This is a genomic window from Acinetobacter sp. 22301, assembly GCF_052045285.1.
GTDB lineage: Bacteria > Pseudomonadota > Gammaproteobacteria > Pseudomonadales > Moraxellaceae > Acinetobacter > Acinetobacter pittii.
The window spans coordinates 842984-859169 of record NZ_JBQEOR010000001.1; the positions used below are offsets into that span (position 1 = coordinate 842984).

At 38.2% G+C, this 16186-nt stretch carries 18 protein-coding genes; 13 read left to right on the forward strand and 5 right to left on the reverse strand.

Features of this window, described 5'->3' with window-relative positions:
• Positions 1-2: 2 nt before the first annotated feature.
• The 3 genes from ACTJJH_RS03965 to ACTJJH_RS03975 all read right to left on the reverse strand — a co-directional run bounded on the left by ACTJJH_RS03965 (position 3) and on the right by ACTJJH_RS03975 (position 3131).
• Positions 3-845, reverse strand: a complete 843-nt coding sequence (locus ACTJJH_RS03965) for an amino acid ABC transporter permease (RefSeq protein ID WP_002114400.1) — start codon at positions 843-845, stop codon at positions 3-5.
• 94 nt (positions 846-939) lie between these two features.
• A complete protein-coding gene (locus ACTJJH_RS03970; protein WP_005076378.1) occupies positions 940-1833 on the reverse strand; it encodes an amino acid ABC transporter substrate-binding protein in 894 nt (297 codons plus the stop codon).
• Positions 1834-2366: 533 nt separating this feature from the next.
• Positions 2367-3131 (reverse strand): glutathione S-transferase family protein, encoded by a 765-nt coding sequence (locus ACTJJH_RS03975; protein ID WP_005076380.1) that lies wholly within the window; start codon positions 3129-3131, stop codon positions 2367-2369.
• Positions 3132-3476: 345 nt separating this feature from the next.
• On the opposite strand from ACTJJH_RS03975, the gene ACTJJH_RS03980 reads away from it, so the two are divergent.
• From ACTJJH_RS03980 to ychF, 8 genes are all read left to right on the forward strand, one after another.
• Positions 3477-4712, forward strand: a complete 1236-nt coding sequence (locus ACTJJH_RS03980) for an SfnB family sulfur acquisition oxidoreductase (protein WP_440600768.1) — start codon at positions 3477-3479, stop codon at positions 4710-4712.
• A gap of 12 nt (positions 4713-4724) precedes the next feature.
• Positions 4725-5948, forward strand: coding sequence for an SfnB family sulfur acquisition oxidoreductase (locus ACTJJH_RS03985; RefSeq protein WP_440600769.1), 1224 nt, complete (start codon positions 4725-4727; stop codon positions 5946-5948).
• Positions 5948-7360 carry an LLM class flavin-dependent oxidoreductase gene (locus tag ACTJJH_RS03990; protein WP_068563481.1) on the forward strand — a complete coding sequence of 471 codons (1413 nt, stop codon included), beginning with the start codon at positions 5948-5950 and terminating at the stop codon, positions 7358-7360. The genes ACTJJH_RS03985 and ACTJJH_RS03990 overlap by 1 nt, the downstream gene beginning before the upstream one ends.
• A 14-nt stretch (positions 7361-7374) precedes the next feature.
• Positions 7375-8205: a MetQ/NlpA family ABC transporter substrate-binding protein gene (locus ACTJJH_RS03995; RefSeq protein ID WP_039760684.1), complete on the forward strand. Its 831-nt coding sequence runs from the start codon at positions 7375-7377 to the stop codon at positions 8203-8205.
• Between the two features lie 13 nt (positions 8206-8218).
• Positions 8219-9052 carry a MetQ/NlpA family ABC transporter substrate-binding protein gene (locus ACTJJH_RS04000; protein WP_440600770.1) on the forward strand — a complete coding sequence of 278 codons (834 nt, stop codon included), beginning with the start codon at positions 8219-8221 and terminating at the stop codon, positions 9050-9052.
• Between the two features lie 5 nt (positions 9053-9057).
• Positions 9058-10134, forward strand: coding sequence for a methionine ABC transporter ATP-binding protein (locus ACTJJH_RS04005; RefSeq protein WP_440600771.1), 1077 nt, complete (start codon positions 9058-9060; stop codon positions 10132-10134).
• A complete protein-coding gene (locus ACTJJH_RS04010; RefSeq protein ID WP_005069679.1) occupies positions 10115-10774 on the forward strand; it encodes a methionine ABC transporter permease in 660 nt (219 codons plus the stop codon). Before ACTJJH_RS04005 ends, ACTJJH_RS04010 begins: the two co-directional genes overlap by 20 nt.
• Positions 10775-10867: 93 nt before the next feature.
• Positions 10868-11959 carry a redox-regulated ATPase YchF gene (gene ychF, locus ACTJJH_RS04015; RefSeq protein ID WP_004642544.1) on the forward strand — a complete coding sequence of 364 codons (1092 nt, stop codon included), beginning with the start codon at positions 10868-10870 and terminating at the stop codon, positions 11957-11959.
• Positions 11960-12006: 47 nt separating this feature from the next.
• On the opposite strand, the gene ACTJJH_RS04020 is transcribed toward ychF, so the two are convergent.
• A complete protein-coding gene (locus ACTJJH_RS04020; protein ID WP_440600772.1) occupies positions 12007-12528 on the reverse strand; it encodes an Mpo1 family 2-hydroxy fatty acid dioxygenase in 522 nt (173 codons plus the stop codon).
• A gap of 92 nt (positions 12529-12620) precedes the next feature.
• Between ACTJJH_RS04020 and ACTJJH_RS04025 the strand changes: the two genes are divergently transcribed.
• Together ACTJJH_RS04025 and ACTJJH_RS04030 are read left to right on the forward strand one after the other, a co-directional pair.
• Positions 12621-13328: a Crp/Fnr family transcriptional regulator gene (locus tag ACTJJH_RS04025; RefSeq protein WP_005076396.1), complete on the forward strand. Its 708-nt coding sequence runs from the start codon at positions 12621-12623 to the stop codon at positions 13326-13328.
• 171 nt (positions 13329-13499) lie between these two features.
• Positions 13500-13835, forward strand: coding sequence for a hypothetical protein (locus ACTJJH_RS04030; RefSeq protein WP_005076398.1), 336 nt, complete (start codon positions 13500-13502; stop codon positions 13833-13835).
• 74 nt (positions 13836-13909) lie between these two features.
• Here ACTJJH_RS04030 and ACTJJH_RS04035 read toward each other — a convergent pair whose 3' ends face one another.
• Positions 13910-14380 (reverse strand): hypothetical protein, encoded by a 471-nt coding sequence (locus ACTJJH_RS04035; RefSeq protein WP_205666252.1) that lies wholly within the window; start codon positions 14378-14380, stop codon positions 13910-13912.
• A 121-nt stretch (positions 14381-14501) separates the two neighbouring features.
• Here ACTJJH_RS04035 and ACTJJH_RS04040 point away from each other — a divergent pair, with 121 nt between their 5' ends.
• The 3 genes from ACTJJH_RS04040 to ACTJJH_RS04050 all read left to right on the forward strand — a co-directional run bounded on the left by ACTJJH_RS04040 (position 14502) and on the right by ACTJJH_RS04050 (position 16088).
• Entirely contained in the window at positions 14502-15224 is a 723-nt protein-coding gene (locus tag ACTJJH_RS04040) for an AzlC family ABC transporter permease (RefSeq protein WP_440600786.1), read from the forward strand.
• 1 nt (position 15225) lies between these two features.
• Positions 15226-15567 (forward strand): L-valine transporter subunit YgaH, encoded by a 342-nt coding sequence (gene ygaH, locus ACTJJH_RS04045; protein ID WP_440600773.1) that lies wholly within the window; start codon positions 15226-15228, stop codon positions 15565-15567.
• Positions 15568-15698: 131 nt separating this feature from the next.
• Complete coding sequence (locus ACTJJH_RS04050; RefSeq protein ID WP_057062660.1) at positions 15699-16088, forward strand: tautomerase family protein; 390 nt, start codon at positions 15699-15701, stop codon at positions 16086-16088.
• Positions 16089-16186 lie beyond the last annotated feature (98 nt).

The window sequence follows — 16186 nt, forward strand, 5'->3', positions numbered from 1 at the left end:
GATTACTTCCCTCCTGAACCTAAGCCAGGTACAGCCATTCGTTTCTCAATCCATGCCATCACAAACTTAATGCTATAAGTGATAATCAAATAAACAGGCGTAGAGAGAATAAGAATGATAATGTCCTGAGAAGTTTCTTCACGCATGGTTTTCGTGTAAGCAAAGAAATTCAATACACTCAACGCATATAAAACAGCCGAGTTTTTAAAAACGTTCATTGCTTCAGATGTAATCGTTGGCCATACGGTACGATATGCAACCGGTAAAATGACATAACGATAACTTTGTGCAGTAGTAAAACCCATAGCGGAAGCTGCGAACTTCTGTCCACGAGAAACGGTATTAATTCCGGCACGTATGTGCTCAGATACACGGGCAGCCGTGTAGAGACCTAATGCAAAAACACCAATAACCGCCGGTTGCTGATTTAAAATATTTTTCCACCAACCACCAGCAACTACATCCCCACTACCTGCACTTAAGCTGTCCGGTAAAAACTCGGGAAAAACAAAAGCCCAGAAGAATAGTTGCACAATAAGTGGAATATTACGGAAAATTTCAACGTAACAATTGCCGATAAATGCGAGAGGTTTGTTAGGTAATGTACGAATTACCCCTAGGAGAGAACCTAATAAAAATGCGATAAGAAAGGCTATAATAGCTGTCCAAACCATAGTGAACACGCCTGAACCTAACATTTGTAACCATGTGGGTGCCTCAGCATAAGCATTGTAGCTTGAGCTACCAATAGCTTTACAAACTGATTCTGCCCATGCGGCTTTATCGACACCATATTCATTAGACTCCGCACAGAATATAGTCCAGTTTAGCGAGCCGACTGACATGTTTGCCCCTTAAATTAATATCTTTAGAAAATAGACTACTTGTGCAAATGAATCTTTACACTTACACAAGTAAATTTAGGACAAAAAGATCCAGTTAGATTCCTGCATCTGTTGGGTTAGCTTTTAATTTCTTATAAGATGAACTTTGTTGCATGTTCAAATTCGTGTTTTTTGGTGGAATTGGAGATAAGAACCACTTCTTATATAAAGCGTCCATTTTACCGGTTTTCCACAAGTTATTTACAGTACGGTCTGCAACCGCTTTAAATTTTGGATCATCTTTAGCAAGCATAATTCCATAAGGTTCAGATGAAAGTACCGGACCTACAATGGCAAAAGCTTTAGGTGTAGAAGACTTAGCAATCAAGCCTGCTAAAATATTATCATCCATTACAAATGCAGCAGCACGGCCAGATGCCATCATGGCAAAAGAGTCAGCATGATCTTTACCATAAATATTTTGAACATTAACTGCCTGACCTTTTTCATTCATCTTGATGTATTTGTCAGATGTAGTGCCTTGAGTAGTAACAACTGCTTTACCATTTAAGTCCGCCAAACTCTTAATGCCAGAGTTTGCTTTAACAGCCATGCGCACTTCTGTTGCATAGTAGTTAGTTGAGAACCCAACTTGTTGCTGGCGTTGTTTAGAGTTTGTAGTGGTACCACATTCCATATCGATATTGCCTGCCAAAAGCTCAGGAATACGTGTTGATGAAGTTACTGCCTTGTACTCAACTTTTAAGCCAGGCATTTTCAATTCTTTCTTAATGTCATTTGCAAACTGGTTACAGATATCGACTGCATAACCTACTGGTTTACCTGCAACAACATATGAAATTGGATCTGAGGATTCTCGATGACCAATTACGATTTTTCCGGTACTTTTAATTTTAGCTAATGTATCTGCTGCTTGAATTTGAGAAGTAGCGCCAACCGTACAAAGCATAACTGTTGAAATAATGAGAGAGGTTGCAGAACGTTTCATAAGAACTCCTTGATGATCATTCTCTCTATTTATCTATAGAATCATTCATATAGAGCAATAGAGTGATTTTTTATTAAATTGCAATTATCGAGCCAACTTTTCCAAGTCGGACCCATCCATTTGCTTCACTTATTCTATTCAATCTGTTTTGCAGAATTAATACCTTTAAAACTGCTCACATGTTTCTACTTTAATCTATGTTTTAATCTTCTGTCTATTATTAAGCTCATCTATTTACACTTAAATGTGGCAATTATTGATTACATTGTAAACACATGCACAATAAAGTGGCTTAACTTTGGCTAAAAATAGTATTTAGAAAAATTGTATTTTCCAAAAAATCATAAAAATTAAAATTATTAATCATTTAGATAAAATGGAATTTATATTGTAAAAAGTAATTTTGGCATCAAAATAATATAAACAAATGGCTTAATAAAAATCATTTAGAAAATTGATAGTAATATCTACCTTAATAAAATAACTAGCAAAGATAAAAATAAGCCCCGATTTTCTCAGGGCATTTTATAATTTTAAATTCCGCGCCAATCTACTCGCGCATTACGCTCAGTTTGATATATTCTTAAAACATACTGACCTAGAGGTAAATCGAGTAAATTTTGTTGATAGTTATTCCATTCTTCCGAAACACCTTCAGCCTCTTCCCGCTCCCACGGTGTACCCTTTATTTCTAATAAAGGAGCAAGCATAGAACATACAGAAATATCAGCAAGACTTAAGCGATCGCCTACCATATAACGTGCCTGATTTTCGATTAAGCAGTTATTTAGTTCATTTATGAGTTCATCCATGCGTTCTTTTGACTGGTTGACTAGCTCTTCTTCAAGTTTATAGTTCTTCTTTACCAGTGTTTTGAGGAATGGCTTCGATATTTTTTCAAACTGACGTAAATAGCCTTGTTCACCCATCATAATTTCTAAAGCATGGTCTCCATGTGCCAATGTGTGAGCTAGAGCCCAACGACGGACATGAATACCCAGCTCATCAGCCAAGCTATCTATTTTTAATGTTTGCTGTCTTAATTGTTCATCACGACGTAACAGTGAATGCTCCGGATAAGTATCATCCAGATAAAGTGCAATTTTAGTCGATTCAGCGATCCATTGATGATCATCTTTCAAAATAGGCAGTAAATTTTGGCCTGTTTTGAGTTGTGCAAAAGCACGATGAAAGCCTGGAATTAAGTTATGAGCCACATAATCAAGTTCTTTATGGTCTAACAACCAGCGAGCTTTTTCACAATAATGGGACAAAGGAAACTGATACAAAACCCGCATAAAATCTCCACGTTTATTTTTATTTGACTATTTGTACAAAAATGGTCGTCGGTAAGTAGATACTTTAGAAGCTATTTTTAGTTAAAACAATGGATATTGTGCTCATTTTTCACTGACACTTAAGTCTATTTTTTTTATATCTTTTTTTACCGTACTTATTGTTCTTTTTCATATTAAAACCAATTCTATTATTATTTTTCCGCATAATAACCTTAAACTATTGTTTTTTATAATCTTTCAATATCTCTATTTTTTAATTAAAAAGCAAAAAAAGTGCTTTGCATTTTTATTCATAAGCTGAGCATAAGTCCTCGTTTAGTGGAAAAATATTTCTTTTGTAAGGTAATGACAGCAATACAAGGTGTCATTATGTCTAATTCTCTATCTAAAACGACGGCATACGTCCAAATCATTCAAAATGATCAACAAGCGATTAATGCTGCTTATCAAGTGGCGGATTATGCTTTAGAGGGTCGTAATACACGTGATCAACAACGCTTATTACCACATGAGCAAATCGAAAACTTTAGTCAAAAAGGCTTAGGGGGAATTCGCATTGCAAAAAAATACGGCGGTGCTTTTGTTTCCAATAAAACTTTGGCTCAAGTTTTCCGTATTTTAAGTAAAGGTGATGCGAATGTTGGTCAGATTCCACAAAATCAGATTAGCCTTTTAAACCTGATCGAAATTATGGGCACAGAACAACAAAAACAATTTATCTTTTCAGAAATATTGGCAGGCAAACGTCTTGCTAACGGTGGGCCAGAACGTAATACCCATGATTCAAAAACCTTAAAAACCACTCTTACTGTTGAGAACGGCAAATATATTTTAAACGGCGAAAAGTTTTATTCTACAGGTACGAGCTTTGCGCATTGGCTCGCAATTAAAGCAATTCATCCCGAAGGCCATGTGGTTTTAGTCATTGTTAACCGAGACGCTCAAGGTATTGAAATTATTAATGACTGGAATGGATTTGGGCAACGTACGACAGCGAGCGGTACAGTTAAATTAAATCAAGTTGAAGTTAATCCTGAACTTATTTTTGATGAACGATTATTGACGCAAACCCCAACCTATCGCGGTGCCTATTCACAGTTATTACAAGTTGCCATTGATGTAGGCATCGCTGAAGCCGCATTTGACGATACTTTATCAACCATACACAAAGCACGTCCAATTATTGATGCAAATGTTGAAAAAGCTAGCTTTGAACATTACACCCTACAAGAAGTAGGTAAGTTAAATATTTTGCTCGATGCTGCAATTTTACTGCTTGATGAAGCTGCTGAATATTTGGATGAACTTGACCACCTTCAAACGGTGACTGATGAACTAGTAGCTAAAGCTTCAATTTTGGTCGCAGAAGCGAAAGTCTATGCCAATGATGCTGCTCTACAAATCTCTGAAAAACTACTAGAGCTAGGCGGTAGTCGTTCAAGTTTAAGCCAACACAATTTAGATCAACATTGGCGAAATGCCCGTGTACATACCTTACACGACCCTGTTCGCTGGAAATTACATGCCATTGGCAATTATTACCTTAATGGTCATTTCCCTGCCCGCCATGCTTGGATTTAAGGAGAAATTGTCATGACTTCATATCAATCGGTTCAAACTAAACAAACATCGGCATCTGGCCAAGCGCACATTATTCAAAATGATGTTGAAGCATTAGAAGTTGCCAAACAATTTGCTGAGCAATTTAAAAAAACCGCAGTTGAGCGAGACGCTAAACGAATTTTACCGTATACCGAAATCGATGCTTTGAGCCAATCTGGTCTTTGGGCAATTACAGTGCCAAAGCAATATGGCGGTGCCGAAGTTTCAAGCCATACAGTTGCTAAAGTGATTGCACTTTTAAGCGGTGCCGATGGTTCAATCGGACAAATTCCACAAAACCATTTTTATGCTTTAGAAGTATTGCGCAATACAGGCACAGAAGCTCAAAAACAACGTTTATATAGCGAAGTTTTAAATGGCACTCGCTTTGGTAATGCACTTGCTGAGTTTAAAACTAAAACTTCAACTCATAAACAAACCAATATCCGTCCTCACGGAAATGGCTACCTGATTCAAGGTGAAAAGTTTTACTGCACAGGAAGTTTATTTGCTCACCGTATTCCAACCTTGGTTTTAGACGATGCGGGTCGAGAATATCTAGCCTTTGTAAAAAGTGGTTCACAAGGATTAAAACTTGTTGATGACTGGTCTGGCTTTGGACAAAAAACTACAGGCAGCGGCACGGTCAAGTTTGATCAGGTTTTTGTCGATGCAGATGATGTTATTCCTTTTGATACTGCATTTTTACAGCCGACCTTAGTGGGTCCTTTTGCGCAAATTATGCATGCATCGATTGAGGTAGGTATTGCACGTGCAGCCTTTGAAGAAAGTTTGCAAAGAGTGCATCAAGCTCGCCCATGGATTGATTCAAATGTAGAAACGGCCAACCAAGATCCTTTAACGATTTATGAGCTAGGACGCACTGCTGTAGATGTACGAGCAAGTGAAGTGTTATTAAAACAAGCTGCGCAATCAATTGATGCTGCAAAAATTGAAACCACACCTGAAAGCATTGCTAAAGCTTCAATTGATGTGGCTAAAGTGCGTGCTCATAGTACAGATATCGCCCTAAAAGCATCGTCTAAGCTGATTGAACTTGCTGGTAGTCGTGGTAGTCAGTCTCAAGATGGCCTAGACCGTTTCTGGCGTAATGCGCGTGTACATACGTTGCATGATGCCGCACGATGGAAATATTACTTTATTGGGAACTATGTGCTTAACGGTGTGCTTCCACCTCGTCGGGGGACATTGTAATGGCAGATTTCAAAGCAAAAGAGATTTTATTAAACGCCTTTGACATGAACTGTGTTGGGCATATCAATCATGGCTTATGGACACATCCACGTGATGAATCACACCGTTTTAACGAACTCAGTTATTGGACAGAACAAGCCAAGACCTTAGAAAGTGGTTTATTTGATGGTTTATTTATTGCGGACATTACAGGTGTGTATGACGTCTATCAAAACGGTATTGATCTGACTTTAAAAGAGTCCATTCAGCTTCCGAGCCATGACCCGTCTACACTCATTTCAGCAATGGCGGCAGTCACTCAAAACTTAAGTTTTGGGGTCACTGTGAACTTAAGCTATGAGCATCCGTATCAATTTGCCCGCCGCTTTGCGAGTCTCGACCATTTAACTCAAGGTCGTATTGGCTGGAATATCGTGACGGGCTATTTAGATAGTGCAGAACGCTTGATTGGCCAAAAAGGTTTAAAAGACCACGATGCTCGCTATGAACAAGCCGAAGAATTTTTAGAGCTTTGCTATAAATATTGGGAAGGTTCATGGGAAAACGACGCAGTTAAAAAAGATAAAGCACGGCGTGTTTTTACAGATCCATCTAAAGTTCACACCATTCACCACCACGGAAAATATTACCAAAGCGAAGGTGTGTTTCAGGTGTCTCCTTCTGTGCAACGTACCCCAACACTGTTTCAAGCAGGTGCTTCACCCAAAGGTATGCAGTTTGCGACTCGTCATGCTGAGTGTGTATTTATTGGCGGCGACAAACCCGAAAAAATACGCGAACAAGTGAAAAAGATTCGTGCTCTTGCAGAACAGCAAGGCCGTTCAGCGGATGATATTAAAGTCTTTGTCGGTATAACCGTTGTTGTTGCCGAAACACATGATCTAGCCGTACAGAAACTGAATGAATATCGTCAATATGCAAGTCCTGAAGCAGGCTTAGCACATTATGCGAGTTCAACTGGTATCGACTTAAGTAAATTTGCCGACGATGAAGCGATTCCTTACCAAAAAAGTAACAGTATTGTTTCGATTACCGAAAAATTTAAAGAGCAACAAATCACGAAAAATGACTTAAAAGCTCAGCATGTTTTAGGTGGTCGTTACCCACTCATTGTGGGTAGTGGCGAAGAAGTTGCTGAATATTTAATTCATCTTTTAGATGAGACTGATATTGATGGCTTTAATTTGACACGTACAGTTGCACCAGAGTCTCACCACGACTTTATTCGCTTGGTCATTCCTGAGCTACAACAGCGTGGACGCTATAAAACTGCATATAAAACGGGTTCACTGCGGAACAAAATCTTTAATCGGGGTGACCAATTACCAAAACAACACCCTGTTCAAGCGTTCCGATGTAGTCCCAATAACAACAGCAAAAACTTAACAACAATTGAAGAAATAACCGCTTAAATTTGGAGATAGACATGGCTCAAACAGCCTCTAAAAAATGGCTAGGCGTAGGCTTAGTCGTTGTAGTCCTTATTGTTGCTTTATTCTTTTGGAATAAACATCGCCAAAGTGGCTCAAATGAACTTGTGATTGGTATTAGCCCACCATTTGCAAAAACTTTACAAGCTGCTGCCGATGAAGCAAAGAAACAGGGTTTAAATGTAAAACTGGTCGAATTTTCTGACTGGAATACACCAAACATTACTTTAAATCATGGGGATATTGATGCGAACTTTTTCCAGCACCAACCTTTCTTAGACAATGCAATTAAAGAAACAGGCTTTAAATTAAAGGCATTTGCAGTGGGTGCAGCATCACATGTGGGACTTTATTCAAAGAAATATAAAAGCCTTGATGAATTGCCGCAAAACGCACGTGTAGTCATTCCAAATGATCCAGTGAACCAAGGTCGTGCCCTGCTACTCTTACAGCAAGCTAAATTAATTACGCTTAAAGATTCAAATAATCATTTATCTGCACTTAAAGATGTAGTTTCAAACCCTAAAAATTTGCAATTCGTAGAGGTTGAAGGACCACAAACTGCTCGTGCAATTGATGATGTTGACTTGGCTTTTGGCTATCCGCATTACCTACGCTTAGCAAAAACAGCTGACCCTGAAAGTGCACTTTTACTTGATGACAATACCAATAAACGTTATGCAATTTTGTTTGTAGTGCGTGATGACTACCAAGATAAGGGCGACAAATTAAAGAAATTTGTTGAGATCTATCAAAACTCGCCAAAAGTTAAAGCTGTGTTAGATGCTGAGATTGGGCCAACACTTTGGTTCCCTGGCTGGAAGTAATAACGGAAAGATTATGGCGATTCAGTTCAAACAGCATAAAGCTTGGTTACTCGGAATTACGATTTTAATCGTAGTTCTGGGCCTCGTAGGTTACCGTTATATTAAAAATAAACAAGCCGATGATGTTTTAACGATCGGGATTAGCCCGCCTTATGCTGAGCTATTACAAAGCGTTGCCAATGAAGTAGAAAAGCAAGGTGTTCATGTCAAACTCGTTGAATTTTCTGATTGGCGAGCACCCAATGTTGCCGTACAAAACGGTGATATTGATGCAAACTTTTTCCAGCAAAGCGTATTTCTACGTAATGCTGTTAAAGAAACGGGTTATGACTTACACGCATTTGGTGTGGGTTCAGGAAGTCATGTCGGTTTATATTCAAAAAAATATAAATCACTTGAAGACTTACCTTCAAATGCCCGTGTGGCTATTCCAAACGATCCGGTCAATTTAGCTCGTGCTTTAATTTTATTGCATCGTGCAGGCTTAATTCAGCTTAAAGATATAAATAATGAGCTTTCAACCACTCAAGACATTATTGCTAATCCTAAACAGTTGAGCTTCGTTGAAGTTGAAGGCCCACAGACAGCACATGCCTATAACGATGTCGATTTAATTTTCGGCTTCCCCCACTACTTAAAAATGGCAAAAGTAACCGACCCACATAGCGCATTATTTTTAGATCCAATCGATAAAAAATATGCAATTTTGTTTGTGACCCGTCGCGATTACCAAGACAAAAACCAAAAACTTGCAACCTTTGTTAAAGCATTCCAGAACTCAAAACAAGCACAAGACATTCTGGATAAAGACTTTGGTAAAGGTATGTGGTTTCAAGGCTGGAAATAAGGAGAATGATGATGGTGAGTTTTGGATCGCAAGTTGATTTTTCTCTACCCCATATCAAAATTCGCGGTTTAAATAAGTTTTACCAATCGCAAGGTCAAAAACTGCATGCTTTAAAAGAGATTAACCTTGATATTCCTCAAGGTAAGATTTTAGGCATTATTGGTAAAAGTGGTGCGGGAAAATCCTCCCTACTCCGCACTTTAAATGGCTTAGAACAAGTGAATACAGGCAGCATTCATATTCATCAACAAAACATTGCTGAATTGAGTCATGCCGAGCTTATTCAAACTCGCCAACGAATTGGAATGATTTTTCAACATTTCAATTTGATGTCTGCAAAAACGGTCTGGGAAAATGTGGCATTGCCCTTAAAAGTTTCCAATTACAATAAAGCAGATATCGATCAACGTGTTAATGAAGTTTTGGCACTCGTAGGTCTTGCAGATAAGTCTGGCTACTACCCATCGCAACTTTCAGGCGGACAAAAGCAACGTGTCGGTATTGCACGTGCACTTGTTCACCACCCAGAAATTTTACTGTGTGATGAAGCCACCTCGGCACTTGACCCTGAAAGTACCGCTACTATTTTGGCTTTACTTAAAAAGATTAATCAGGAACTGGGTCTAACGGTTGTACTCATCACTCATGAAATGCAGGTCATTCGAGAAATTTGTGATCAAGTGGTGGTGATTGATCAAGGTGAGATAGTAGAGGCTGGACAAGTCTGGTCTGTATTTTCACGACCAGAGCAACAAATTACTCAAGAATTGTTAAACCTTGAGCAGATCACTCTGCCTTTTAAAATCAGTCCTCTACCAGATGAAGATTCAACTCATATTATTGTAAAACTGAAATATGAAGCTGAAGCACATCAAGTACCCGATATTCAAGAACTACTTGCTAGATTTAAAGCACCCGTCAATTTATATCAAAGTCAGGTCGATACCATTCAAGGGCACATTATTGGTTCTCTTTTAGTCGGTATTCCTAACGTAGAAATTGATCTTTCATCTATACGACAAGACGCATCAACTGCAATTGCACAATTTGAGGTACTTGGCTATGCACGACCAGCTCATTGATTTATTAATTACTGGAACTGTAGATACCTTACTCATGGTAGGTGCATCTGCGTTTATTGCTTTTTTAATTGGCTTACCTATTGCTGTTGTTTTAGTTAGTACTTCTGAGCACGGCATTCATCCGTCACAAAAGATTAATCAAGCTTTAGGTTGGGTCATCAACATTACTCGCTCTGTACCCTTTCTTATTTTAATGGTTGCGCTTATTCCGCTTACTCGCTGGATTGTGGGTACAAGTTATGGGGTTTGGGCAGCTGTTGTTCCGCTGACTATTGCTGCAATTCCTTTCTTTGCGCGTATTGCAGAAGTCAGCTTACGCGAAGTCGATCAAGGCTTAATTGAAGCTGCACAGGCCATGGGTTGTAACCGTAAACAAATTATCTGGCATGTACTTTTACCAGAGGCTTTGCCAGGTATTGTGGCGGGTTTTACCGTGACTATTGTGACTATGATTAACTCTTCTGCGATTGCTGGTGCTATTGGTGCAGGTGGCCTAGGAGACATTGCTTATCGTTATGGCTATCAACGTTTTGATATGCAAATTATGTTGGCTGTAATTTTAGTGCTCATTGTTTTAGTCATGTTGGTACAAGCGACTGGCGATGCATTAGCCCAGCAACTTGATAAACGTAAAGTTTAAACGCAATACAACCCTGCTCTAGCCATGACTTTGTCATGGCTTTCATGTAAAATCAGCGACAATTTTTAATTTACACATTTGTGAGTGGTTTTCATGGGTTTTAATTGCGGTATTGTTGGTCTGCCAAACGTAGGGAAATCTACCCTTTTCAATGCATTAACGAAAGCAGCGATTGCAGCGGAAAACTTCCCTTTCTGTACCATTGAACCAAACACAGGTATTGTTCCTGTACCAGATCCACGTTTAGACAAACTTGCTGCGATTGTAAAACCACAGCGTATTTTGCCTACCACCATGGAATTTGTAGACATTGCTGGTCTTGTTGCTGGTGCGTCAAAAGGTGAAGGCTTAGGTAACCAATTCCTTGCTAACATCCGTGAAACTGATGCAATCGCTCATGTTGTACGTTGTTTCGAAGACGAAAACGTGATTCACGTAAATGGCAAAATTGATCCATTAGACGACATCGCAACCATCAATACTGAACTTGCACTTGCCGATCTTGAAACTGTTGCAAAAGCAATTTTACGTTTAACTAAAGTTGCTAAAGGCGGTGATAAAGAAGCTGTAGCAACTAAAGCAGTTTTAGAAAAAATCCAACCGTTACTTGACGAAGGTAAACCAGCGCGTGCAGCTGATTTATCTGATGACGAACGCAAATTAGTTCGTGGTTTTGGTTTAATGACTTTAAAACCAACCATGTATATTGCAAACGTTGCAGAAGATGGTTTTGAAAATAACCCGCATTTAGATGCAGTAAAAAAACTTGCTGCGGAAGAAAACGCAATTGTTGTTCCTCTTTGCAACCAGATCGAAGCTGAAATTTCATTATTAGAAGATGAAGATCGTGCTGAGTTCCTAGAAGCAATGGGCATGGAAGAACCAGGCTTAAATGTGGTTATTCGTGCAGGTTATGCACTTTTAGGTTTACAGACTTATTTCACTGCTGGTGTACAAGAAGTACGTGCATGGACAGTAAAAGTTGGCGCAACCGCTCCTCAAGCCGCTGGTGTGATTCATACCGACTTCGAAAAAGGCTTCATCCGTGCTGAAGTTGTTGCATATGATGACTTCGTACAATACAACGGTGAAAACGGCGCTAAAGAAGCTGGTAAATGGCGTTTAGAAGGTAAAACTTACGTTGTTCAAGATGGCGATGTAATGCACTTCCGTTTTAACGTATAAGTTAAAGCTCAAAAAAAAGCCCCATCATATTGGGGCTTTTTTTATGTTTAATGACTTAAATCCATCGCCTCTCGTTTACTGCGCGCCTCTTGTAAAATACGCGCATGCAAAGGCTTTCTAAAACCTAGCATAAATATAAATTCTGCCAATACAAATAATGGCCCAATCGCAAGTCCTATCACATCATCAACAAAAGCTGGTTTTTTCTTTTCGAAATAATGTCCCACAAACTGAAAGACCCACCCCACCACAAAGAAACCAATACTTGCCGCTAACCATTGTCCTAAGGATAATTGAGCAATTTGGCTCGCCAGTGGATAAACAGCGGCTAAAAGAATCAGCATAATTACGCCAAAAACTTTATCTAAAATGAAATAATAGATCGTACTAGCTGCAATCAGGACTATGGCTAAAGTCAGTTTAAAACTACCAATATCGACTCCAGCTCTTACGGTTAAACATAAAATTGAAAACACGATCAGCGGAATACCAATAAAATGCGTCAATATATTTTTATGATTTAAATGATAAGCCGCATATTTGCTAAGCTCTTGCTCCAGATTTGACATGAGTTATTCCCTATTCACTTACATATAGTCATACTATACATATAAGGAAAACGTAAAGTTGTCAGCTATTTGACAAAGTAATGAATTTTTTCATGGATGACCGAATATTGGACCTAATTTATATTAATCGACTAAAAGAAAACACATGGTTTAGTGTGCTTCCAGAAGCATTCCAAAACTTTATTTTAGAACATGGCAAACAAATCACCTTTGAGAAAAATAGCTATGTTTTCCATGCTCAAGATCTATTTGATGGCATTTATACTGTACTTGAAGGCTCAATTAGTTTGGGTTATGTCGACGTAAATGGTAATGAAGCACTTTCTGCAATTGCTGAGCCGATTATGTGGTTTGGTGAAATATCTTTAATTGATCATGAACCGCGCTCACATGATGCGATTGCCTTGAAAAAAAGCACAGTACTACATATTCCAGCGAAGCCTTTAAATGAGCTACTCAAGGACAATCCATATTATTGGTACTATTTTGCACGTTTAACCAGTCAAAAACTCAGGTACGTTTTCTTAGAACAGATTGCTATCCAAACATGTAGTATTTCTCAAAGGCTGGCTCAGCGCCTTCTATTCATTTTAGAAGGATATGGGAATCATATTCTTATTCAAGATCATCACATACATATTTCTCAAGAACAGTTGGCAAATATGCTGACTACATCTAGACAGACAATCAATCATGAGCTGAGCCTGCTCGAAAAACAGAAAATCATCAGAATTGCTTTTAGAAAAATTGAGATTCTAGATATTGAGAAATTGAAAGTAGTTGCTCAAGCGCAATCCTAATTTTTTAAAAGCGGCTAAATAATAAAAACTTAAAATTAAATTAAAAAAATAGATAACACTGCAAATCAAAACATTGTTCAAACTCTATTTCCACAAAATAAATGTGTTAAAGCAGATATTTTCACCCTACACTCAAGCTGAGAAATAATACTCAACAAGGCGCTGATTAACATGAAAAAATTATCAACAATTCTTACAGCAGGCGTATTGGCTATGTTAAGTGTTTCGGCATTTGCATGTCCAAAAGGAACTCAACTACAAGGCGGTACAGGACCGAATCACAAAGGTGGAAAATGTGTAGCGGTACATGGAAAAGCTACCGCTCAAAAAGCCAAGAAAGAGGTAACTAAAACTAAACAGGATGTTAAAAAAGACTTAAGCACTCAAAAACATGATGCAATGACCAGCGCGACTCATGCTCAACATGAATCACAGCAAATGACTCATCAAATGAAACAAGATGCTGTGAAGACTGCAAACACCGCTAAAGCTGCCACAAAACCGTAATTCACATTCACTCATTATCGTTTAAAAGCAAAAAAAGCGAGATTGATCATCTCGCTTTTTTATATTCATTAGTTTTATTTTGGCGAAGTATTTCCAAGATTTGGCGTATCGATCGCATCCTTACATTGAGCCTTATCTCGCTCATAGTCCGCTTGCTTTTGGGCAACTGAACTATTATTTTCTCGTGTTTCGCGTGCCCATATATCTAAACTTGTCAGGGCCTTACGGCAGAGTGCATATTTCCCTTCTGTCACCGAATCCGTCATTTTTACATTAATGCGCCAGTCTGTACTCAATTGACGTAAAGGTTTACGAACTTTGTCATCAATTTGGCTGAGTTGTTTTTCATAAACTAAATGCTCAACCGTGTTAATTAATGTCCATGCTTTTTGAGCATAAACAGTTGCATCATTGGTTAGTTTCGGTGCTGGCTTAATTTCTACTTTTTTTTCTACACCCTGATTACCATTATCACAGCCCTGCAATGTAAAAATACCTGCACTCATCATGGCGATATAAACTAAACGAATCTTTGCCTTGAACATATCAAACTGCCGATTAAACATTTCGGCACTATGCTATTAAATTCGGCTACAATACTCAATCTTTCAAGTATTTTTATCATTTGGTTTATTGCCAAGGTGTATTGTGTCCGAACAACAATTGATGCCTGCCCAAACAGCAACTTTTTGGCAAGGCGCCAAAGATAGCCAAGCTATCGTACTCACCTATTTACCCGTTTCTTTTGCCTTTGGCGTTTCTGCATCTCAGTTTGGTTTTACACCGTGGGAAGCCTTTTTTCTATCTTGTTCAATGTACGCAGGCGCTAGCCAATTCTTGGTTGTCGCTCTTTTGGCTAGCGGTTCATCCATCTGGCTAACAGCATTAACAGTCATTGCACTAGATATTCGCCATGTCCTTTATGGACCTGCTCTATACAACCTGATTCCAAACAAATTAAATCTTAAGAAAACGGCAGTATGGGCTTGGGGTTTAACGGATGAAGTTTTTGCCAGTGGAATGATCCAACTTTCACAGCGCAAACAACAATGGTCCGAGTCTTGGATGTTAGGCTTAAGTCTATTTAGTTGGATGGCTTGGGCAAGTGGCTCTTTGTTAGGTGGATTATTTGCCAATCAAGTTGCTCATTTACCAAAGTTTTTACAAGCAGCTTTAGACTTCTTATTACCTGCTTTATTTTTAAGTTTTTTATTAGCGGCATTTGAACGAAAGCATAGCCTTGTTGTTGCTGTATCTTTAGTAGTTTCAGCTTTGGCGTGTTATTGGATTAACTTATCAGCGGCTATCTTTATTGGTATTTTTTCAGGCATTTTAGCTGGTCTATTTAAACATTATGTGCTGAAACAGTATGATGAGGTTGAGGCTTAATATGAACCTAGAAATTATTCTGGTCGGCATTATTGTGGGCATAGCCAATTTTGCTTCACGCTTTGGACCTTTTTTTGTAATACAAAAATTACAGGGTTCGCAGCAAAGACGCGGCTCAATCTGGATAAAAATTGCTTTGGGAAGTATTGGAATATCTGCAATTAGTGCCATGCTTGTAGTTGCTACTCTTCCATCTCTCCTTGAAAATCCCAATAAGAGTTTCGCAATGCTTATCGGTTTTTTAGTTTTAGCAGGTCTTTATTTTAAATTTAAGAAAATCGTACCAGCAACTTTAACTGCCGCAATTGTTTATGGTCTGATCTATACTTATTTACCTTTATAAATAGATAAACTGATCTTCCTTATATAAAATAAAATCTGGCTAGAGGCGTTTAAGATTGAAACTTCTGGCTTGGAAAATTTAATTTTTGAATTGATTAAAAAGATAACCTTAGCTACTTAATAGAGATAAAAATGTCACAAGTTAAAATTTATGCAAATGAACAAACCATTATGCAGTACCGAGAATTACTTTCTCATGCAATCCATCAAGCGCTTATTGAAGAATTGAAATATCCTGTTGAGAAGAAGTTTCAACGTTTTATTAGCCTTAAACCAGGAAATTTCATTTATCCTTCTGACAGGAGCCAGCATTACATTATTATCGAACTTTCAATGTTTGCAGGCCGCAGCCCAGCCACTAAAAAGCAGCTTATTCAAACCTTATTTCGTAATATTCAAGAACAATGCAAAATTTCTCCACAAGACATTGAAATTACTATTTTTGAAACACCTAAAGAAAATTGGGGCATCCGTGGTAAAAATGCGGATGAATTGCTTTTAAACTATCAGGTTAATATCTAAAAACCACTTTTTTAATTGTCCGACAAAATTACTTTTTTTATGCATGATAAGGCTTAACTCCACCATAAGTTCTGCTATGCTTAAAAAAATAATTTTGT